The 21,287-nt window shown below is 71.1% G+C and carries 17 protein-coding genes and 1 pseudogene; 3 read left to right on the forward strand and 15 right to left on the reverse strand.

Annotated features, from left to right (window positions below):
* The first annotated feature begins 1,126 nt into the window (after positions 1–1,126).
* Positions 1,127–1,528 (forward strand): hypothetical protein, encoded by a 402-nt coding sequence (locus BM066_RS02510; RefSeq protein ID WP_018061515.1) that lies wholly within the window; start codon positions 1,127–1,129, stop codon positions 1,526–1,528.
* A gap of 10 nt (positions 1,529–1,538) precedes the next feature.
* On the opposite strand, the gene BM066_RS02515 is transcribed toward BM066_RS02510, so the two are convergent.
* The 11 genes from BM066_RS02515 to BM066_RS02565 all read right to left on the reverse strand — a co-directional run bounded on the left by BM066_RS02515 (position 1,539) and on the right by BM066_RS02565 (position 15,626).
* Positions 1,539–2,069, reverse strand: a complete 531-nt coding sequence (locus BM066_RS02515) for a dihydrofolate reductase family protein (protein ID WP_018061514.1) — start codon at positions 2,067–2,069, stop codon at positions 1,539–1,541.
* A gap of 113 nt (positions 2,070–2,182) precedes the next feature.
* Positions 2,183–3,751: a sensor histidine kinase gene (locus tag BM066_RS02520; protein WP_089924148.1), complete on the reverse strand. Its 1,569-nt coding sequence runs from the start codon at positions 3,749–3,751 to the stop codon at positions 2,183–2,185.
* A complete protein-coding gene (locus BM066_RS02525) occupies positions 3,748–4,488 on the reverse strand; it encodes a response regulator transcription factor (RefSeq protein ID WP_089924150.1) in 741 nt (246 codons plus the stop codon). Before BM066_RS02525 ends, BM066_RS02520 begins: the two co-directional genes overlap by 4 nt.
* A gap of 41 nt (positions 4,489–4,529) precedes the next feature.
* Positions 4,530–6,119, reverse strand: a complete 1,590-nt coding sequence (locus tag BM066_RS02530; RefSeq protein ID WP_089924153.1) for a DUF4153 domain-containing protein — start codon at positions 6,117–6,119, stop codon at positions 4,530–4,532.
* Positions 6,120–6,251: 132 nt separating this feature from the next.
* The gene (locus BM066_RS02535; protein WP_049801024.1) at positions 6,252–7,271 is read right to left on the reverse strand and encodes a helix-turn-helix domain-containing protein; all 1,020 of its coding nucleotides are present in this window, start codon (positions 7,269–7,271) and stop codon (positions 6,252–6,254) included.
* 408 nt (positions 7,272–7,679) lie between these two features.
* On the reverse strand, positions 7,680–8,144 hold the full coding sequence (locus tag BM066_RS02540; RefSeq protein WP_018061139.1) for a hypothetical protein: 465 nt from the start codon (positions 8,142–8,144) through the stop codon (positions 7,680–7,682).
* Positions 8,145–8,154: 10 nt separating this feature from the next.
* Positions 8,155–9,540: an HlyD family type I secretion periplasmic adaptor subunit gene (locus BM066_RS02545; RefSeq protein WP_018061140.1), complete on the reverse strand. Its 1,386-nt coding sequence runs from the start codon at positions 9,538–9,540 to the stop codon at positions 8,155–8,157.
* The gene (locus BM066_RS02550) at positions 9,537–11,303 is read right to left on the reverse strand and encodes a type I secretion system permease/ATPase (protein WP_089924156.1); all 1,767 of its coding nucleotides are present in this window, start codon (positions 11,301–11,303) and stop codon (positions 9,537–9,539) included. Before BM066_RS02550 ends, BM066_RS02545 begins: the two co-directional genes overlap by 4 nt.
* Before the next feature lie 120 nt (positions 11,304–11,423).
* Positions 11,424–12,359, reverse strand: coding sequence for a Gfo/Idh/MocA family protein (locus BM066_RS02555; protein WP_018061581.1), 936 nt, complete (start codon positions 12,357–12,359; stop codon positions 11,424–11,426).
* Between the two features lie 167 nt (positions 12,360–12,526).
* Positions 12,527–13,048, reverse strand: coding sequence for a hypothetical protein (locus tag BM066_RS02560; protein ID WP_018061582.1), 522 nt, complete (start codon positions 13,046–13,048; stop codon positions 12,527–12,529).
* A 280-nt stretch (positions 13,049–13,328) separates the two neighbouring features.
* Positions 13,329–15,626: a glycoside hydrolase family 3 N-terminal domain-containing protein gene (locus tag BM066_RS02565; protein WP_026176490.1), complete on the reverse strand. Its 2,298-nt coding sequence runs from the start codon at positions 15,624–15,626 to the stop codon at positions 13,329–13,331.
* Between the two features lie 108 nt (positions 15,627–15,734).
* Here BM066_RS02565 and BM066_RS02570 point away from each other — a divergent pair, with 108 nt between their 5' ends.
* The gene (locus BM066_RS02570; RefSeq protein ID WP_018061584.1) at positions 15,735–15,968 is read left to right on the forward strand and encodes a hypothetical protein; all 234 of its coding nucleotides are present in this window, start codon (positions 15,735–15,737) and stop codon (positions 15,966–15,968) included.
* On the opposite strand, the pseudogene BM066_RS27310 reads toward BM066_RS02570, so the two are convergent.
* The 4 genes and pseudogenes from BM066_RS27310 to BM066_RS02585 all read right to left on the reverse strand — a co-directional run.
* A pseudogene (locus BM066_RS27310) lies at positions 15,961–16,038 on the reverse strand (hypothetical protein); the annotation flags it as partial. The gene BM066_RS02570 and the pseudogene BM066_RS27310 sit on opposite strands and share 8 nt — an antisense overlap.
* A gap of 56 nt (positions 16,039–16,094) precedes the next feature.
* On the reverse strand, positions 16,095–17,030 hold the full coding sequence (locus tag BM066_RS02575; RefSeq protein WP_018061585.1) for an oxygenase MpaB family protein: 936 nt from the start codon (positions 17,028–17,030) through the stop codon (positions 16,095–16,097).
* On the reverse strand, positions 17,031–18,623 hold the full coding sequence (locus BM066_RS02580) for a fatty acid--CoA ligase (protein ID WP_018061586.1): 1,593 nt from the start codon (positions 18,621–18,623) through the stop codon (positions 17,031–17,033).
* Between the two features lie 123 nt (positions 18,624–18,746).
* Positions 18,747–19,196 carry a hypothetical protein gene (locus BM066_RS02585; RefSeq protein WP_018061587.1) on the reverse strand — a complete coding sequence of 150 codons (450 nt, stop codon included), beginning with the start codon at positions 19,194–19,196 and terminating at the stop codon, positions 18,747–18,749.
* Positions 19,197–19,583: 387 nt separating this feature from the next.
* Between BM066_RS02585 and BM066_RS02590 the strand changes: the two genes are divergently transcribed.
* The gene (locus BM066_RS02590; protein WP_177218369.1) at positions 19,584–21,233 is read left to right on the forward strand and encodes a sensor histidine kinase; all 1,650 of its coding nucleotides are present in this window, start codon (positions 19,584–19,586) and stop codon (positions 21,231–21,233) included.
* Positions 21,234–21,287: the final 54 nt, after the last annotated feature.

Raw genomic sequence — 21,287 nt, forward strand, 5'->3', positions numbered from 1 at the left:
GGGTGGATGTCGGACATCGCGTGGCATAGGTGCTAACCAAAGCTGGGACGCACCGACCGGAGTTATGATCTTGAGAGCCCTTGGCATAGCCTTGGCAAGTCTGGCCGTGCTGTCGATCAGCTACGGAACGGCATCCGCCCGGAAGTGCGTCGAGATTGGCCCCCTAGCTATCCGAGAAGGATGGACAGCCGAGTTTCGATCCGAATTCCAAAATGCGAATGCTGTATATCTCGTCCGAGTGTCTGAACCTGGACCTCCCCGAGGTTGGGCCATGCCGTGCGACTATCTTCGCGCACCGCCGCCTCCATTGGCGCCTGGAACAAGCAGTGGTAAGGCGCTTGAGGATTATCGGAAGAAACAAAACGCCGCCGCACTATTAAATGGGTCCTGCAACCCTTCGTCGTCGGTCCGGTTTACAGTTTCAGAAGTCATTAAAGGTCCGCCAAAGCGAACCTGGGTGGAAAAATCCGCGCTTTTCGACGTTCGCAATGGACCGCCCCCTGAGCCATTTGACGTTTGGCCAGCATTTTCACTGTTTGCACGGCATGTTGCCGTCTCAAACGATTTCGAATGTGGGGTCAGAGCCAGACGCCTCAGCTTGAGCGCCTCCTACCTCGTGTTTGGTTGGGTCAATCCATCGCCGTCTCCTCAAGACCCACGCGAATTCCATGTGTCGCGGGTCTATCTGGCTAGCTCGGCTACCCCCTTCCTTGCGGAAGCCCGCGCTCTTGGCCGCAAAAGAAGATAGCCGGTCAGTGTCCGCACAGGGTCGTGAGCGGTCATTGTTGCCTGTCTGAGGACCGGACCTAGATCATCGCCGAGATCGAGTGTCGGTCTTGGTGACTTCCCGCCCCTGTGGCGTGAGCCCTCGCGGGGTGAAGAGAGCCCTCGCCACAAGGGCCTGAAGCGAGAACCCTAAACCGACACGCAGACTGTTTGTCGGTCTGGGAAACTGTGCGACCCCTCATCCGTCGGCTTCGCCGACACCTTCTCCCGCAAGGGGAGAAGGGTTGAGAAACGGCCTCTATCCCCGCACTTCGCCGACCAGACCTCAGCCTTATCAACGCCCTACACAAAAACGCACGTTTCCTGTCCCCACCCTCCAGGACGGCCGCACACTAGCGGCATGACCCAAGCCCAAGACATCCCCGCCTGGTGCCTGAACTTCCAGCTCAAGCTGATGGCCGCCCTCGACGCGGCCTGGAAGTCCATCGAGGCCACCAACGATCCCGCCGCCATCCGCCAGGCCCGCGACAAGGCCCGCGCCATCGGCGACCTGGCCGCCATGGCCCGCAAGGTCGCGCTGATCCTGCCGACGCCACGCGGCAAGCCGCAGCTGGCCGAAACGGCCGCCGCCGGCCTGCACGCCGCCCAGGGCGTGGCGAACGTGCGCGAGATGCTGATGGCCTCCAGGGCGGCCGCCGCCCCGGTGGACACGCCCGTGGCCGCCCCCGTCGCTGCTCAGGCCGAGCACGCCCGGCGGGCGCTGGACAAGCTCAAGGCCAAGGGCCGGCGCGGGCGGCTTTGAAGTCCACCCGTCAGGTCGGCGCATAGACCAGCCGGATCACCGACTCGTCCATCCGATCGCTGGCCACCAGGCGCAGCGGCGGCCGGGGGCCGGCGAAGAAGGGCGTGCCGCCGCCCAGCACCACGGGGTGGAGATAGATCCGGTACTCGTCGATCAGGTCCAGCTCGCCCAGGCTTCCCGCCAAGGCCGGTCCGCAGACGTCGACCACCCCGGCCACCTCGGCCTTCAGCCGGCGGATCGTCGCCTCGATGTCGTCCCCGACCAGCGTGGCGTTGGGGCCGACCGAGGTCAGCGTCCGCGACACGACCCATTTGTGCTGGCCCCGCCACGCCGCCGCGAAATCGCGTTCGTCCGGGGTCCACTCGGGCTGCTCGTCGTCCCAATACCGCATGATCTCGTACATCCGGCGGCCGTAGAGGCTGCCGGCCAGCCCGCCCACCTGATCGACGAAGTGCCGGAACAGAATGGGCCCCGGCGCGAACGCCGTGTGGTCGACGTAGCCGTCCAGCGACTGGTTCATGCCGAAGACGAACTTGGCCATGGCGGATCTCCTTTCGGGGTTCTGGACAGCCTGGACCGAGGTCGAGGCGGCTGTCCATCTTGACGAGGTCGCGCCTCTGACCCCCTCTCTTGGAGAGGGAGGGGTTCAGCCCCTCATCCCCTCGGCAACCCCACCTCGAACGCCGCGCCCCGCTCCGTCTCGACCAACCCGATCCGCCCCTGGCTCGCCGCCAGCAGCGACCGGGCGATCGACAGTCCCAGCCCCGTGCCGCCCGTCTCGCGCCGGCTGGTGAAGAACGGCTCGAACAGGCGGTCGCGGTCGGCGGCCGGGACGCCGGGGCCGTCGTCGCCGACTCGCAGGACGACCTCGTCGCCGACCGCCTCGGCCCGGACCGTCACCGTCCGCGCCCCGGCCTGGCGGCTGTTCTCCGCCAGGGTCGTCAGCACCGTCTCCACCGTCGCCTCGGGCGCGGCGACCAGCGGCAGATCGTCCGGCAGGTCCAGCACCACGGCGATGTCGCGCCCCTGGGCGTCGGCCACCCGCCGCGCCGCCGGCGCCAGCTCCGACGCCACCCCCGCCTGCGGCATGGCCATGTCGGCCCGGGCCAGGTCCATCAGCCGGCCGACCAGCTGCGACAGCCGGGCGCTGTCGGCCGAGATGTTGCCGAGGAACCGCCGGCGCTCGTCCCGGGTCATGGTGTCGAAATGGTCGTCCAGCAGCTCGACCGCCCCGGTGATGCCGGCCAGCGGCGTCTTGAACTCGTGGCTGACCGCCGAGGCGAAGTCGCGCAGGTAGCGCGAGCGCACGGCGATGGCCTGGGCCATCACCCGGAAGTCCTGGTAGAGGTCGCGGATCTCGACGGCGGCGGTGGCCGGGGTCTCCGGCACCGTCCCCTGCCCGCTGGCCACGCCGCGCGTCGCCGCGCTCAGCGCCTCGATCGGCCGGGTCACCCCGCGCGACACCAGGCCCGACAGCAGCACCAGCAACAGGATCGTCGCCCCGCCCCCGATCAGCAGCTTGCCGCGATCCTGGTAGACGCCGCGGAACAGCGCCCGGGGCGAGCGCGACAGCAGCAGCGCCCCGACCACCTGGCCGTTGACGACCACCGGCCGCGCATGATGCAGGCGCACGGCCGAGGCGCGGCTGAGCCACTCGAACGAATAGCGCGGGTGATAGGCCCCGTTGCGGCGCAGGACCGTGCGCGAACGGCCCTTCAGCGCCGCCTGGATCTCCGGCAGGGCCGCCAGGCTGCCGCCCTGCCCCAGGCCGCGCACCACCACGCCGTGGCGGTCGACGATCAGGATCGAGGCCAGGGTGCTGCGGCTGGTCTGGTCGAAGATCGGCTCCAGCACCTCGGCGGCCGCCTCGGCCTTGGGGTCGGCGGCCGGGCCGGGCGTCGCGGCCGGGCGCTCGGGCAGCAGGGGCGAGCTGCGCAGGTCGATGCTGGTCGACTCGGGACGGTAATAGCCGGGATCGTCGCGGGCGTCGGGATCGGCCGGGGTCAAGTCGCGCACGGCGCCGGGCCACAGGTTGGCGGCGGCCGAGGCCAGGGCCGCCCCCTGCGAGGTCAGCTCGGCCTCGGTCTGGCGCACCAGGGTGTTCTCGTAGGTCCGCAGGAACACCGCCCCGATGGCCGGCATGGCGGCGGCGAACAGCAGCACGGTCAGCAGGATGGTGCGCAGGCGCAGGGCCGGCCACCAGCGCCGCAGCCAGGGGCTCATCCGGCGACGCCCGTCCCCGGCAGACCCTGGCCCTGGCAGGCGCCGAGCCGGTAGCCGATCCCGGCCCGCGTCTCGATCAGGTCGTGCCCGCCCGCCGCCGCGAACTTGGCCCGCAGGTTGCGCACGTGGCTGTCGATGGTGCGGTCGGTCACCGCGAAGCCCGGGCCGCGCAGCCGGTCGATGATGGCGTCGCGGCTGAACACCTTGGTCGGGGTCGTGGCGAGGGTGCGCAGGATCGTGAACTCGGTGACGGTCAGCGACACCTCGCCGCCCGCCCAGGCCGCGCTCCAGGCCTCGGGATCGAGGCTGAGCTTGCCGCGCGCGATCAGGCCGTCGGCCGGGGCGGCCTCGGCGCCCTTGCCGCCGGCGCGGCGCAGGATCGCCTGGACGCGGGCCACCACCTCGCGCGGGCTGAACGGCTTGACCACGTAGTCGTCGGCGCCCAGCTCGATGCCCAGCACGCGATCGATCTCGTCGTCGCGCGAGCTCAGGAACAGGATCGGCAGGTCGCCCTGGGCCCGCAGCCGGCGGCAGACTTCCAGCCCGTCCAGGCGCGGCATGTTGATGTCCAGCACCACCAGGTCCGGCGCGCGCTCCGCAACGGCCGCCAGGGCCGCCTCGCCGTCGGCCGCCTCGCGGGTCTCCAGCCCGACCTTGGCCAGGGCGAAGACCAGAAGCTGGCGGATGTGGGGATCGTCGTCGACGACCAGGATCGTACGCGGCTGCATGGCGCTCATGTTCAGTGCTCCGGGCCTTGGGTCAACGGGGATGGGGTCAACTAGTCGGGGACGGGCTCGGCGGGCGTCAACGGCTCCGCGGGCCCGTAGGTGATCGACGGGGTGAGCTCCGGCGGCGGCGGCGCGACGGGACGACCGTCGCATTCGCGCTGATAGGCCGGCGCGCTGCGGACCAGGGGCCGCTGGCGCTCCAAGGCCTCGACCCGGGCCAGCCGCAACGCGTCGCGCGCGGTCCAGGCGCGCCAGTCGCCCTGCTGCGCCCGCAGGTCGATCAGCGCCCGCTCGCGCACCCAGGCGACGCGGTCGGTCAGCTCCGGCGAGGTCGAGCGGCGCTCCGCCTCGACCAGCGACACCAGGGCCGAGGGTCCCAGCCGCTCCAGGTAGCAGACGTCCAGCTCCGGCCCCCGGCCGCCGACGTCGCGGGCGTGGCGGACGTTCCAGGCGGCGGCCACCGCGCCGAGGTCGACGACGCTGGCGGCGACCAGGACCAGCACGGCGGCGGTGGCGTTGGCGTTGATCAGCCAGGCCCCGCTCTTGCCGCGCAGCATCCGCCAACAGATCAGCACCAGCCCCAGGGCGACCAGGCCCATCCAGACCAGGGCGGCGATTCGCAGGCGGGTCAGGGAATAGGCCTGCACGTAGTCGACGGTGCGCAGGATGCTGGAGGCGACCAGGAACAGGTTCTGGGCCACCCAGGCCACGACCAGCACGCGGATCAGCGGAACCTCGGCGGTCGGCCGGCGCGGGTCCAGGGCGACCAGCACGAACAGTCCGGCCAGCAGGGCCGTGGCGATCAGCGGATAGGCGCCGCGATGGGCGTACTCGGCCAGGGTCAGGCCGGCCGGCGGTCCGGCCCCGCCCCACAGGATCACCGCGTCCAGGCCGTTCTGCAGGGCGAACAGGGCGTTGAAGACGATCAGCGACAGGGTCATCGAGGCGACCGAGACGCCGGCCAGGGCGGCCGCCGGCCGGGTCTTGCCCGCCGGCAGGGCGCGGCGGCGGCGCGGCCGCAGCACGCCCCAGGCCAGGGTCCCCGCCGCCAGCCAGAACAGCGCCCGCCAGAACAGGTCCGCTCCGGCGTCGGGGAAGCGCAGGGCCGACAGGGCCCGGCCGATCACCGGATTGGCGGCGGCGAACAGGGCCAGGAAGATCGCCCCGCCGGCCACCGGCAAGGCCAGCAGCGGCGCGATCCCCCGCCAGGTCCAGCCCCGCGTCGACCGCCCCGCCTTGCGCGCCCGGCCAAGGTCGAGCCACGGCCCGGCCAGCCCGACCGCCGCCTGGGCGACCAGGCGCTGGCTCCAGCGCCAGGCGTCGTCGAAACGCGCCGTTCGGGGCAGCAGGACCGCCAGGCTGAGCGCCGCCCAGAACAGGATCCAGGCCAGCGGACTGGGCGCCCAGGCCAGGACCAGCGCCAGGACGGCGGCGAACGCCAGCGCCAAACCGGCCTTGCGGTCGCGGCGGACGGCGGGATGCAGGGCGGCGGCGGCCAGGGTCAGCAGCAGGGCGAAGCCGCCCAGGGTCGCGCCGATGTCGTGGCCCCAGAACAGCTGGTCGGCGACCGCCGCCAGGGCGAGCGCGGCGCTGACCTTGAGCGCGAAGGACAGGTCGCGCGGGCGACGGGAAAGCGGCATGGCGGGCTCCGACTGCGGGAGCCTGTCGAATGCCCGTGCGGGATGGAGACGCGCCGGGCCGAGCGGCGCTTTTCGCGTGCAGTTTCAGTGCAGACGAAAAGCCCTCTCCCGCCGGGAGAGGGAGCAAGTTTCCTAAGTCCCTCGCGCCGTGTCGGTCCACTTGGCGAACGGGGTGTCCGGCTCCTCGCCCAGGCTGGGCTGCAGCGAGCGCAGGTCGCTGGGACGGATGTTGAACGCCTTGCGGAAGCTGCGGCTGAAATGGGCCTCGCTGCTGAAGCCGCACTGGAAGGCGATCTCGCTGATCCGCCGGGCCCGCTTGGGGTCCAGCAGCGCCGCGCGGGCCAGGTGCAGGCGGCGCTCCCAGATATAGGCCGTCACTCCGCCCAGGGGCTCGAACAGGCGGTAGAGCGTCGAGCGCGACACGCCCAGCGCCTCGCTGATCCTGGCCGGGTTGAGGCTGGGCTCCAGCAGGTTGTGCTCGACATAGGCGCGGGCCCGCAGCAGCACCGGCGACTCGCGCGTACCGAGGTCGGCCCGCCCGGCCTCCATGGCCAGGCACGCCCCCAGCAGCTCGATGGTGGCGCGGGTGATGCCCGGCAGGGTCTCGGGCAGCAGCTGGGGGAACCAGCGGGTGACCGAGGTCAGGTGCTCGATCAGCAGGCCGGCGCGGTTGCCGTCCAGCACCATGCCGTGCAGCTCGATGTCGGGCACCACGGCCTTGACCTCGGCCCGCGGCAGGAAGGTCGACAGCACCTTGACCGCCGTGCTGTGCAGCAGCATCGGCCGCGACAGGTCGCAGATCCCGACCTCGCCCGGACCGAACGCGAACGGCACGCCGTCGAAGTCGCCGGTGTGCGAGCCGGCGATATTGAACTGGACGATGTAGTGGTCGCGGCCGTCGGCGGCGATCATCTCCGGCGTGCGGAACATGGTCTGGCCGCCGGTCTCGGTGACGTAGAAGGCGTGCGGCCCCAGGCGCAGCGCGGTGATGTTGGCGGTGAAGCCCGGTTCCGGATCGCGCGCGTCGAGCGCCGTCAGCACTTCCCGGCGATAATAGTCGTGACGTTCCTCGGGCGGGACGCTCCGAGTGCTGAAGTTCGTCCGCCCCAGCCGAAACACCGTTTCGGCAGGCGGGTCCAAAGGTTCATTCATGTGGCCTCCCCCAAGGCACAATCACGCATTCACTCTATCCGCCAATGCGGGCGTTCGTCGCACCAAGCGAGGGGGGCGTTTTCCTTTGAGACAAGGGATCAAGAAAATGGAACCGGCATGTAATGGTTGCGGCGCGCAAAGCCTTACTGGTGTCGGCTCCCGCGGACGAACGCCGGTCGACGACCGGCGCCGTCCGCGACTCTGTCCGCCGACGCCCGGGCGCAACGCCATCGGCTCGGAGAACGGCGCACCGCGAGGCCTGGGAGGCCGCGCGACCAGCGCCGCCCATGTCCCGAGGGGACCTAAAACTGAAGGCGGGCCTTGGGGGAGGCCCGCCTTTTATTTTGCCGATCCAAGTTTCGCATGCGCCTGGAAACCCGTCGCTCGTCAAGGCGCCTAGCTGGATCCTTACTCCCAAGAAAAGATTGTCCGCAGACCGCAGTCTGGAGGCGTCTCCCCTTCCTCGAACAAGGTCACTCGCCGGATGGCTTTCATCTGGCGCGCGGTGAGCGGCGCCGCCGAACTGAAATAGGCCGCGCCATGGCCGCCGTTCCAAAGGGCGACCACATAGCGCCCATCCTCGTCCCGGCGTTGCGCGAACCTCGCCGGCCTCGTGCTCGTCCGAGCCTCGACGATCTGTCCATTCGGCCGGGCGCCCCAACCGATTCCACGAACGTCGAGCATCCCGAACGGTCCCTCCCAACGGAAATTTCCCGCGTGGATGCCGCCTTCGAGCGTCGTGACCTTCTCGCCAGGCAACAGGTCGATGATCGGCGAGTAGCCGCAGAAGCGCGCCGGTCCCTCCAGATCAGCGGCTTGGACCGGCGTGCAAAACACCATGACCAGCGCCGCCGCCCCAATCAGCGCTCTCATGCCGGCGCCCCTAGTGCTCGCGGCCCATTCTCCAGAAGGTCTGGAACATCGGCTCGACCAGATAGGCCAGGGCCGAGCGCTTGCGCAGGGGGATCAGCACCTCGACGGGCAGGCCGGGCTGCAGGCCCGACTGGGCGCCGCGCACCTTGCGGACCTTGTCCAACTCCTCGGGCGGGGCGGCGACCTCGGCGCGGAAGTACTGCACGCCGGTCTTCTCGTCGGTGAAGCTGTCGGCCGACAGCTCGGTCAGGGTGCCGTTCAGCAGCGGCAAGTCGCGCTCGTGCAGCGAGGTGAAGCGGATCTGCGTCCTCTGGCCGGGCTTGAGGTCGTCGGCGTCGTTAGGCGAGACCTTGGCCTGGATCACCAGCCGGCGGTCCTGGGGCACGATCTCCATCAGGGTCTGGCCCGGGGCCACCACCCCGCCGACCGTGAAGACGTTGAGTCCCACCACCTTGCCGCCGGACGGGGCGCGGATCGTGGCCCGGGCCAGCTGCTCGCGGGCGGCCAGCACCTTGGGCTGCAAGTCGTCCAGCCGCACCTGCACGTCGCGCAGCTGGCCGGAGACCTCCTCCATCATCTGGCGCTCCAGCGACAGGGTCTGCAGCCGGGTCTCGCCGATCTGTTCGGCCGAGCGGGCGATCTGGGCGCGATAGGCGCCGTCCTCGCCGGTCAGGGAGGCGGCGCTGCGCTGCAGGGCCAGGACCCGGGTCTTGGGCGCGTAGCCCTTGGCGGCCAGCTCCTGCACCCCCTTCAGCTCCTCGTCGATCAGCTTCTGCTGCTCGCGGTTGGCGTCCAGCTGGCGCTCGGCGCCGCTGCTCTGCTGGCCCAGCTGCAGGATCCGCTGGTTCAGCACGCCGCGCTGGGTCTGCAGCGAGCTGCGGCGAGCCTGGAACTGCTGGCGCTGCAGTCGCAGGGCGTCCTCGGCCAGCGGCTTGTCCTCGGGCGCCAGGTCGGCGAACTCGGGCGGGGCGGCGAAGCTGGGCAGGCGGTCGCGCTCGGCGATCAGGCGGGCGCGCTGGGCCAGCAGGGTCAGGACCTCGCCGGTCATGCCGCGCTCGCTGGCCCGCAGCTCGGAGGCCGACAGCTCCACCAGGATCTGGCCCTTGACCACGCTCTGGCCCTCGACGACCCGGATGCCGGTGACCACCCCGCCTTCGCGGCTCTGCACCGACTGGCGGTTGCCCGCCACGGCGATCACCCCGTGGGCGTAGGCCCCGGCGTCCAGCGGCGCCAGGGCCGCCCAACCGAGAAAGCCGACGAAGAACAGCCCCGCCACCCCGGCCCCGACGCGGATGACCATGGCCGGGTCGTCCGACAGGCGCGGCGGGAGCTTGGCGGCCGCCTCGCCGGCGGCCCCGGCGGTTTGGCCAGCGGCCTGAAAGGTCGTGTCGGTCATGGCTTGGCGGCCTGCAGGGCGGTGGCGGTCGAGCCGGGCTTGGCGCCAGCCTGGGAAGCGGACTGGGCGGCGGCCATCTTGGCCACCACCTCGGCCCGGGGCCCGATCAGCTCGACCTGGCCTTCGCGCAACACCAGCAGGCGGTCGGCGATGTTCAGGATGCCGGTGCGGTGGGCGACGATCAGGATCGCCGCGCCCCGCGCCTTGGCGGCCAGGATGGCGCCGTTCAGCGCCGTCTCGCCGTCGGCGTCCAGGGCCGAGTTGGGCTCGTCCAGGATCAGCAGCGACGGCTGGCCGTAGAGGGCCCGGGCCAGGGCCACGCGCTGGGCCTGGCCGGCCGACAGTCCGCGCCCGCCCGCGCCCAGGGCGGCGTCATAGCCCTTGGGCAGGCGCAGGATCAGCTCGTGCACGCCCGCCGCCTGGGCGGCGGCCACCACCTCGGCGTCGACGATCGCCGGATCGGCGCCGGCCCAGATGGCGAAGCGCGAGATGTTGTCCCGGATCGAACCGGCCAGCAGGCCGGAGTCCTGGGGCACATAGCCGATATGGCGGCCCAGCCGGTCGCCGTCCCAGTCGGTTAGGTTGGCGCCGTCCAGCCGCACCGTGCCCAGGTCGGGGGTCAACGCCCCGGCCGCGACCCGCGCCAGGGTGGTCTTGCCCGCCCCGCTGGGACCGATGACGCCCAGGACCTCGCCCGGGGCCAGCTGCAGGCTGACGCCGCGCAGCAGCACCGGCCCCTCGCCAGGGGCGCGCACCGCCACCTGCTCCAGGGCCACGGCCCCGGTCGGGGCCGGCAGCTGGGTGCCCGAAACCTCCAGGCCCCGGCCGGGCGGGAACAGCTTGACCAGGTTGTTCAGCGCGCCGCGCGCCTGGCCGACCACGGCCCAGGAGCCGACCAATTGCTCGATCGGCTGCAGGGCCCGGCTCATCAGCACCGAGGCGGCGATGATCGCCCCGGCCGAGATCTGTTTGTCGACCGCCAGCCAGGCGCCCAGGCCCAGGGCCGCCGACTGCAGGAACATGCGGGTGAACTTGGTGGCCGCCGAATAGCCGCCGCCGGTGAACTGGGCCTTGGCCGACAGGTCCAGGCCGTTGCGGCGGTCGGCCAGCTGGCGCTCGCGCAGCGCGCCGCGCATGCCGAGCGCCCGCACCACCTCGCCGTTGGCGGCGGCGGCTTCCTGCGAGGCGTAGGCCTGGGCCTGGGCCAGGAACGCCTCGCGGGCCCGGGTCCGCGTGGCTCGTTCGTTGAGCACCGCCAGCGCCACCAGCAGGGCGCCGCCGGCGATGGTCATCGCCCCCAGGGCCGGGTGGATCATGAAGGCGACCAGCACGTAGATCGGCGTCCACGGGATGTCGATGGCGGCCGCCGCCACCGGACCCGACAGCGCCTGGCGCACGATGTCGAACTCGCGCATGCCCTGGGCCGAGGCCCCCGGCGCCATGGCGCTCATCAGCTTCTGCAGGATGCCGCCGGCCAGCAAGCGGTCCAGCCGCAGCCCGGCCAGGGTCAGCAGCCGCGAGCGCACCATCTCCAGCACCGCCTGGGTGCCCAGGGCGAAGGCCACCACCAGGGTCAGGTACAGCAAGGTCAGCCGCCCCTCGGTCGGCACCACCCGGTCATAGACCTGCATCATGTAGATGGTCGGCGCCAGCAGCAGGATGTTGATCAGGGCGCTGAACACGGCCGCAGCCATCAGGTGCGGCCGGCACGCGCGCAGGGCGGCGGCCAGCGGCGGCGGCAACGGAGCGTCCAGGAACTTCACGCGTCTCTCCTATGGGCCCACTTCGCCGCACGAAGGCCCCATACCCCCTGGCCATTACCTAACGTCGCGGCCCGCGATTATGCAAGAAGGTCGTTGCGCCGAAAGGTCAAGACCGGGAGCCTACTCCACGAAAGCGGGCGCCGCGACCCGCCGGCCCAGCAGGAAGGCGTCGACCACGTGGCGCAGCGGCGTGATGTCGACATCGGACGCGCCCGCCGCGATCAGCTCGGCGAAGCGGGCGTAGAGGCCCGGATACTCGGCCTCGGGCTGCTCGTGGACCAGGGCGCCGTCGATCCACAGCCGGGCGCCGCCGTGCGACAGCCGCAAGGCCCCGCCGTCGGTGTCGACCTCGATGTCCCAGCTCTGCGGGCCGGTCTGCAGGAAGTCGAACGCGGCGGTGACCGGCATGCCGATGGTGTCGACGAAGGCCAGCTCCGCCTGGATCGGCGACTGGCGGTTCTCGGGCACGTGCAGGGTGGCTTCGGTCAAAAAGAACGGTCGCGGCAGCACCGCGGTGGCGATCGACAGGGCGTTGATCCCCGGATCGAACACCCCCAGCCCGCCCGGCTCCCAGATCCAGTCCTGGCCCGGGTGCCAGACGCGGACGTCCTCGCGCCAGTTGATCCGGGCGGCGGTGATCGTCCTGCCCGCCAGCCAGTCGCGGGCCGGGGCGACGGCGGGGGCGTAGCGCGAATGCCAGGTGGCCTGCAGGGTGACGCCCGTCGCCTCGGCGACCTGACGCAGGTCCTCGACCTCGCTCAGGGTCGCGCCGGGCGGCTTTTCCAGCATCACGTGCTTGCCGGCCTCCAGGGCCCGACGCGCCAGGCCGTGACGCACCTGGGGCGGGGTGCACAGGGCCACGGCGTCGAAGGCGACGTCGCCGGCCAGCAGGTCGTCCAGCGTGTGGAAGCTGGGCAGGCCGGGCTGGGTGGCGTGGCGGCTGACCACGGCGACCAGTTCGAAACGCGGATCGCCGGCCATGGCCGGCAGGTGCTGGTCGCGGGCGATCTTGCCCAGGCCGATCAGGGCCACGCGGATGGGGGTGGCGACGGTCATGGACGACTCGCGACTCTGGAAACTTTTATTTGTAGGATAAATGCTCGGTCGAGCTTGGGATGTCAAACGTCATCCGAGATCCCTCTCTCAAAGAGAGAGGGAGGGGCCCGCCGCGAAGCGGTGGGAGGGTGAGGTTACAATCTGTCTGGACAAGGCCCGGCGGGCAACTAATGTTGGCGCGATCCATCAATACCGGCCGCCTCGGCGATGGCCTTTATTCGACGCCGAGCTTCTTGGATGTCTTCTACGGCCTGTTCAGCATGTTTCGCGTTAACCCGGCCTTGGGAATCGGCGTGGGCGCACGCATCCACGGCGCTCTTCAGGCTCGATTTCAAGAGGTGCAACGCAAAGTAACCTGCATTGCTCAACTCGTCGGATTGGAGGTTAGACGCGCCGGCCAGCTCGCCTGTCAGTTCTCTGGCTTCGTCTTGCAGAACGGCAGGGGATCGGGGTCGCGCTTCCATGGCTACTTCGATCAAGGAAAGGTTCCGCAGCACCGCAAGTCGTATGGCGTTGATTTGGCGACCAGCGGCCCGCTGCCGTTCAAACCGGGCCTGCCGTGTTGCGATCAGCACGCTGGCAACGATCGCTCCGGCGCTGAGGATTGCCTGGACGTAGGCCGCAGCCTCCTGCGAGGCGATGCCCTTCTCCTGCACGACGTAAGCCAGCAGCCCCACCAGTGCGGTCATGGCGAGAGCGGTTAGCAGTTGATTGCCAGGTTTTTCCATAGCGTCACCGTAGCGGCGCGTGATCAGACCGCAACCCGGCAAGAGAGGAGCCACTAAGCTGAAGCTATTGGCAGGCAGTCGAGAACTTGGTGTTCGGATTCAGGATTGAGTGCTCCGGAAACTCTTTTCCACCACTCTAAGGTACATGTCGCGCTTCATTACCGGCAAGGGTGAAACCCCTCACCCTCCCACCGCCTGCGGCGGCGGGCCCCTCCCTCTCTCAAAGAGAGAGGGATTTCTCTCAAGCGCCCAGCAGCTCGAAACTCGCCGCCAGCCCGTCGACCGCGCTGTTGGCCACCCACAGGTCGAACATCCCCGGCTCGGCGATCCAGCGGTCGTTGTCGCCGACGAACATCAGCGACCCGCGCTCGAGGCTGAACCGCACATCGCGCCGCTCGCCCGGCTTCAGCCCCACCCGCACGAAGCGCTTGAGCTCGCGCACCGGCCGCGTGCGGCTGGCCACCCGGTCGCGGACATAGAGCTGGACCACGTGTTCGCCGGCGAGCTTGCCGGTGTTGGCGACATTGACCGTGACGTACAGCTTGTCGTTCCAGGCCAGGCGCGTGGTCGACAGCCGCACGTCGCTGAGCGCGAAGCTGGTGTAGGACAGCCCGTGGCCGAACGGGTACAGCGCCTCGTTGCGCGTCGTGCGCCAGCGGGCCTTGTACTCCTGGCTGTCGTCGGCCTGGGGCGCGGGACGGCCGGTGGTCCGGTGGTTGTAGGCGTAGGGCTCCTGGCCGCTCTCGTGCGGGAAGCTGACCGGCAGGCGGGCCGACGGATTGACCTTGCCGAACAGCACGTCGGCCACCGCGTGGCCGGTCTCGGTGCCCAGGAACCAGGTGGCCAGCACGGCCGGGGCGGCCTTGACCGCGCCCTCCAGCACCAGGGCCCGGCCGTGGCGCAGCAGCACCACGGTCGGCTTGCCCACCGCTCCGACCAGCTCGGCCAGCTGCTGCTGCACGCGCGGCAGGCCGATCTCGGTGCGCGACTGGGCCTCGCCCGACATGTTCTGGCCCTCGCCGACCGCCAGCAGCACCACGTCGGCGGCCCGGGCGGCGGCGGCGGCCTGGTCGTAGCCGCCGGGGATCGTGTTCTCGACGTCGCAGCCCCTGGCGACGATCAGCTGCGACGGGTCGGCCATCGCCTCGCGGATCCCGGTCGCCAAGTCGACGCCCAGGCTCTTGTCGCCGAAGAAGGCCCAGGGCCCCAGGATGTTGTCGCGGTCCTCGGCGAACGGCCCGATCAGGGCGAGCTTCTTGCCTTTGACCGGCAGCGGCAGCAGGCCGCCGTCGTTCCGCAGCAACACGATGGACCGCGCGCCGGCTTCACGCGACAGCGCCCGCATGGCCGGGGTGGCGGTGTTGGCGGCCTGGGCCTGGGCGTCGATCGAGCGGAACGGCCGGTCGAACAGGCCCAGGGTCTCCTTCAGGCTCAGCACCCGGCGCACGGCGTTGTCGACCGTGGCCATCGGGACCAGGCCCTCGGCGACCAGCTCGGGCAGGTAGCGGCTGTAGAGTCCGCTCTGCATGCTGATGTCCACGCCCGCCAGGATCGCCAGCCGCGCGGCGTCCTTGTCGTCGGCGGCGTAGCCGTGGGCCACCAGCTCCTGGTCGGCGGTGTAGTCGGAGATGACCACGCCCTTGAAGCCCCACTCGCCGCGCAGGATGTCGGTCAGCAGGTGCCGGTTGGCCGTGGCCGGCACGCCGTTGATGTCGTTGAACGCCGACATCACCGCCAGGCAGCCGGCGTCGAAGGCGGCCTTGAACGGCGGCAGGTGGACCTCGCGCAGGGTCTCCTCGCTGAGGTCGACGGTGTTGTAGTCCAGCCCCGCCGCCACCGCGCCGTAGGCGGCGAAGTGCTTGGCGGTGGACAGCAGGCTGTCGGGCGCGGTCAGGTCACGGCCCTGGAAGCCGCGCACCCGGGCCTGGGCCATCACCTCGCCCAGGAACACGTCCTCGCCCGAGCCCTCGGCGCCTCGGCCCCAGCGCTGGTCGCGGGCCACGTCGACCATCGGGGCGAAGGTCCAGTGGTTGCCGTAGGACGAAGCCTCGACCGCCGCCGCCCGGGCCGTGCGCTCGGCCAGGACGGGATCGAAGCTGGCGGCCTCGGCCAGCGGGATCGGGTAGACGGTCTTGAAGCCGTGGATCACGTCGGCGGCGAACAGCAGCGGGATGCGCAGGCGCGAATGCTCGACGGCGGCCGTCTGGGCCAGCAGCGCGCCCTCGACCCCGACGCCGTTCATCAGCACGCCGATCCGCCCGGCGCGGACGTCGGCCAGGATCTGCTGGGTGTTGCGCTGGTTGACCAGCGGATTGATGTCGCCGACCGGCGGCCGGATCATGTCGGAATAGCACGACAGCTGGCCGGCCTTCTCCTCCAGGGTCATCTGGGCGATCAGGGCCTCGACCCGGGGCGAGGCGGCGCGGGCCGCCGCCGCTCCGGCCAGGGCGAACCCCGCCAGGCCCGTCGCGCCGGCCAGGACCGCCCGCCGGTCCACGCCTTGCCGCTCCGGACCCCGTCGCCCGCCACCCGTCGCCATGAAGCCTCCCCGCACTGGAATCGCCGCAACCTCGCCAGAAACGCCGTCGGGTGCAATGGTGCGTTATCTGAGGGGCGAACCCGCGCCTGAAACCTTGGAGAAACGCCCATGACCACCCTCTGGCGCATCGATGTCCGCCTCGGCGACGCCCCGCCGGAAGCCCCCCTGCGCAGGGCCGTGGTCGAGGCCCCGACCGAGGTCGAGGCCCTGCGAATCGTCCTGGCCCAGGCCGAGCAGGACCGGTCAGACGCCGAGGAGCTGCTGCAGGACGGCCAGGAGGAGGTGTTCTCCCGCACCGAGGTGCGCGAGGGGCATGTGGAGCATCAGGGACATACGGATTGACCGTCATGCCCCCTCTCCCAGAGGGAGAGGGAGGGGCCCGCCGCGAAGCGGTGGGAGGGTGAGGGGTTAAACCCTCGCCGTTTTCATTCAAGCGCCTTGCCGGCACGCCGGTTCGCTCAGAACCCCTCACCCTCCCAAGCTTCGCTTGGGCCCCTCCCTCTCCCCATGGGAGAGGGTTTTGTAGAGATAATCCCCCCGCAACCCCATCCTCAGGCACGCCTCCACCGCTGGCGAGCCCTTGATCGGCAGGCGGTCCGCCGCCGCCCCGGCCAGCTTCACCAGCCGTCCCTCGATCGGTCCCAAGTCCCATTCGCGCCCCAGCCCGACCACCGCCCGCACCTCGGCCGGCGTGATCGCCACCGCCGCCCGGATCAGCGCGCCCTGCAGGCCGCGCAGCGGGGCCGGCAGGATCGCGGTCCCGCGCATCAGGTCCAGGAACGCGAACACGATCTCGTGCCGCTCCAGCTTCGGCAGCATGGCCGCCAGCCGCGCCTCCCACTCGGCGACCGAGGCCGGGGCCCCGACCGCCCCGTACAGCGCCGCCGCCGGCCCGGCCTCGGCGTAGAACCGGTCGCGGTCGGCGGCGCTCAGCGGGCGGACATAGGCGTGATAGGCTTCCAGGAAGCCGAAGCTGGCCGTGGCCTGCACCCAATCCAGCAGTTCCACGTCGTTGGCGCGATAGGCCGCCCCGGCCGGGGTGTCGCCCGCGACCCTGTCGTGCATCCCGCGCACGCCGGCGATCATCCTCTCGGCGACCGAGCGCGCGCCGTAGACCGTGACCATCGCCGCCAGGCCGGTGCGCTTGAGGCGCGGCAGCGGGTCGGTTCGGAAGCTGGAATGCTCCCAGACGCCGGTGCGTACGCGCGGCTCGGCCAGCTCCAGGATCACCGCCGTCACCCCGCCGACGAACAACGAGACCGGGTTCTTGAACACCCGCCACGACACCGAGTCCGGCGCGGCCAGGGCCGGCTCGCCGGCGGGCTGGCGGAAGTCGACGCGCGGCCCGCCCTCGGGCTGGTACAGTTCCTGGACGAGTTGGGGGATCAGCCCGCCGGCCGCCATTCAGTTCACCCGTCGGCTCCGGCCCGCCCAGTACGGCTCGCGCAGCTCGCGCCGCAGGATCTTGCCCGAGGCGTTGCGCGGCAGGGCGGCGATGAAGTCGATGGACTTGGGCGCCTTGAAGCCGGCGATGCGGCCCCTGGCGAAGGCGATGATGTCGGCCGGGTCCTCGGGCGCGCCCGGCTTGAGGGCGACCACCGCCTTGACCGCCTCGCCCCAGGTGTCGTCGGGCACGCCGATCACCGCCACCTCGGCCACGTGCGGATGGCCGTAGACCGCGCTCTCGACCTCGGCCGGATAGATGTTCTCGCCGCCGGAGATGATCATGTCCTTCACCCGGTCGTGGATGAACAGGTAGCCGTCCGCGTCGAGATAGCCCGCGTCGCCGGTGCGCAGCCAACCGTCGGCGTCGATGGTCAGGGCGCTGGCCTCGGGCAGCTTCCAGTAGCCGGCCATGTTGGCGGGCGAGCGCACCGCCACCTCGCCGACCTCGCCCGGCGGCAGGGCCTGACCGTCCTCGCCGAGGATCTTCAGCTCGGCGCCGGGCATGGGCAGGCCGGCCGAGCGCATGCGGTCGTTGCCGGCCGGATCGTGGTCCTGCGGCGGCAGATAGACCACCGTGCCGGTCGTCTCGGTCATGCCGTACTGCTGGACGAAGCCGCAGCCGAACACCGCGATGCACTCGCGCAGCAGCTCCAGCGGGATCGGCGCGGCGCCGTAGAGGATGTGGGTCAGGCGGCTGTAGTCGACCTGGCGGGCGCGGGGCAGCCGCACCACGACCTGCAGGGCGGCGGGCACCATGAACATCTTGGAGACCCGGTCCTTCTCGATGAAGTCCAGCACCCGGGTCGGGTCGAACTCGCGGGCCACCACGCCCTTGGCGCCGTTGACCAACCCGACCACGCCCCAGCCCGTGCCGCCGATATGGGCCACCGGCATGGCCACCAGGCTGACGTCGTCCGGGCCCCAGCGATTCCAGTCCAGATCGGCCTGGGCCGCCAGCCGGCGGGTGGCCAGGATGTTGGCATGGGTCAGCATTGCGCCCTTGGGCCGGCCCGTGGTGCCCGAGGTATAGAGCTGCACGGCGATGTCGGCGGGCGTGATCTCCGCGTCCGGCCGGACGCAGGCGGCGGCGTCGCGCCAGTCTTCGAAGACCGGATGGCCGTAGTCGTTGGCCTCCATGGCGATGACCACCGGGTGGTCCAGCATCAGCACCGCCACGTCGCGGACATGGGCCAGCAGCTCGGGGCCGACGAACACCATGCGGGCCTCGGCGTCGCCCAGGATGTAGGCGATCTCGCGCGGGGCCAGCCGCCAGCCGATCGGGGCCAGCACCACCCCCGCCTTGGCCGCCCCGAACAGCAGCTCGAAATAGTGGTCGCTGTTCTTGCCGACATAGGCGATGCGGTCGCCCTTGACCAAGCCCTCGGCCAGCAGGGCGTTGGCCACCTGGTCGGTATGGCGGTCGAACGCCGCGAAGCTGGTCGCGCGGCCTTCGAACACCAGGGCCGTCGCCTCGGGCCGGACCTCGTGGTGATAACGGGCGACGTCGCCCAGGGTCGTCAGGCGATCGAAATCGACGGCGGGTCCGGACATGGTCGACGGGTCTCCTCGCGCGGTCCGAGGCGATCTGGCGTCGCCTTCGGGTTGAACGGACGCCAGGATGGGGGCCATTTCCGCCGCGCGGCTAGGGGAAAAACGCGGGATCGGCCCGGTCCTTCAAGCCTTCGCCCCCAGGCGGCGGGCGTTGGCCGTCGCGACGGCGTGGACCGGGGCCAGCATCGCCGACCACCCGGCCAGGTTCAGCGACATCATCCGCCCCCAGAAGGCCATCGCGCCCAGCGAGGCGTCCAGGGCGGGCGCGAGGCCGTGACGGGGCGCCTTCCAGGCCCCCGCCAGGTAGCGGTTGGACTCCGCCGCCAGGGCCAGCCAGCTCGGCGCGGCCGCGACTGCGCCCCGGGCGAAGGCCAGGGGCTTCTCGGAGACCATGCGCGTCAGTTCGGCGTAGTCGCCGCGCATCGGGTCGCCGACCGCCCTGACGATCATCGGTGTCCGGGCGTTGATCACGCGAAGGGAGGCGACGGCCAGTTCGGCGCTGGCGCTCGCCAGGGCGAAGGCGTCGGAGGGAGTCGCCGTGCGGCGGATGGTGGTCCTGCGGGTTCGGGTCATGCCGACAACAACGCGCCCGCGGCGGCCTTCGCTCCGCCGGCCTGAAAAAGGCCGGCCCCGCATCGCGGAGCCGGCCCGTTCACCTGAAGCGCGCGACGCCTGGTGGGCGGCGTCCCATGGTCACGATGCTCATGCTGTGAAATCTCCCTAAGTCCCCGACCTCTTCGCGTGGGTGCGCGAGAGAGCCCCCGGGGCCGCCGCAGGTCGTCGCGCCGTCGCGCCGAGGCCGCGTCCGCCCTAACCGCTTGACCCGGCGCGGCGGCGGCCTTCTCCTGGGGCCAGCCCGCAGGATGAGCCCGCCCGCCCTTGCAAGACCCGGCCGCTCCAGACCCCGCATCGCCTCCGCCCTCGCCCGCCGTCGGCACCGTGCGCCGGCGCCTGCTGCTGATGGCCTTGAGCCTGGTGGTGCCGGCCGTGCTGTTCATGGCCCTGCTGGCCCGCGCCGAGTTCGGCGAGAGCCGGGCCCGCTACGAGCGGCAGTTGATCGCCACGACCCGCGCCCTGGTGCTGGCCACCGACCGCCAGATCGGCCAGGGCCAGAGCATCCTGCAGACCCTGGCGGTGTCGCCGGCCCTGATCTCCGGCGACATCCCCGCCTTCGAGCGCCAGGCCCGCGCGGCCGTGCAGGGCGGAGACGGCTGGATCGTGCTGATCGACGGCGACAGGCAGCTGGTCAACACCCACCTCGCCCCCGGCGCCCCCCTGCCCCGGGTCCGCCTGCCGGACGACCGCTGGCGGACCATCCGCGCGGGCCGCACCTCGGTCTCGAACCTGATGCTGCCCAAGGACGGCGGAAAGGCCGCGGCCTTCGTGTCGATCGACATGCCGGTGATCGTCGACGGCCGGCTGCATGACCTGGCCTATGTCCAGACGCCGCAAGCCTTCTCGACGATCTTCACCAGCCAGACCATCCCGCACAGCTGGACGGCCAGCATCGTCGACCGCAACGCCGCGCTGGTGGCGCGCTCCAAGGACATAGACCGCTTCCTGGGCCACACGGTCACCGGCGATATGCGCGAGGCCATGGCGCGGGGCAACGAGGGGGTCACGCTGAGCCATACGCTGGACGGCACGCCCACCCTCTCGGCCTTCAGCCGGTCGTCCACCAGCGGCTGGGCCTTCATCGTCGGCGTGCCCCGGACCGAGCTCAGCCGGGCCAACTGGTCGTCGATGGGCGGCCTGACCCTGGCCAGCCTGATGCTGCTGGTCATCGGCGCGGCGGTGGCCCTGGCGGTCTCGCGCGAGATCTCGGCGGCCGTGCGCGGCCTGGGGGCGGACGCCAAGGCGGTGGCGGCGGGCGAGGAGATCGCCGTGATCCAGGACCGCTTCCAGGAGATCGCCGAGGTGCGCGCGGCCCTGCACGACGCCTCCGTCCAGCTGCGGGCCCGCGAGGCCCAGGAACTGCGGGCCCACCAGCGCCAGCAGCTGATGATCAACGAGCTGAACCACCGGGTGAAGAACAGCCTGTTCACGGTGCAGTCCCTGGCCCGGCAAAGCCTGGGCCGTCCCGCCGACACGCCCGGCCTGCCCGCCTTCAACGAGCGCATCATGGCCCTGGCCCGGGCCCACGACCTGCTGACCCGCAGCGTCTGGGAGGGCGCCGACCTCCAGGAGATCCTGGAGGAGACGCTCGAGCCCTATCTGGACCGGACGATCCTGGCCGGCCCGTCGGTGGCCCTGACGCCGAACGCCGCCCTGGCCCTGTCGATGGTGTTCCACGAGCTGGGCACCAATGCGGGCAAATACGGCGCCCTGTCGCTTCCCGGGGGCATGGTGACGGTGGTCTGGCACGTCGACCCCGGCGCGCCGCACCGCCTGACCCTGCATTGGGAGGAACGCGGCGGTCCCCCCGTGTCGCCGCCGGCGCGCAAGGGGTTCGGCTCGCGCCTGATCGCCGCCACCCTGAAGTCCGACCTGGCCGGCGAGGCGCGGATCGACTACCGGCCCAGCGGCCTGGTCTGCGTCCTGACCCTGTCGCTGCGCCGGACGGACGAGGAGGAGGCCGGGGACGAGGCCGACCGGCAGGCCGACATTTAGTAAGTTGTTTCTGAATTAGCCCAAGATTTGGGCGCCGTCCGGGACATTCTCGTC

The organism is Caulobacter sp. UNC279MFTsu5.1 (assembly GCF_900114015.1).
Taxonomy (GTDB): domain Bacteria; phylum Pseudomonadota; class Alphaproteobacteria; order Caulobacterales; family Caulobacteraceae; genus Caulobacter.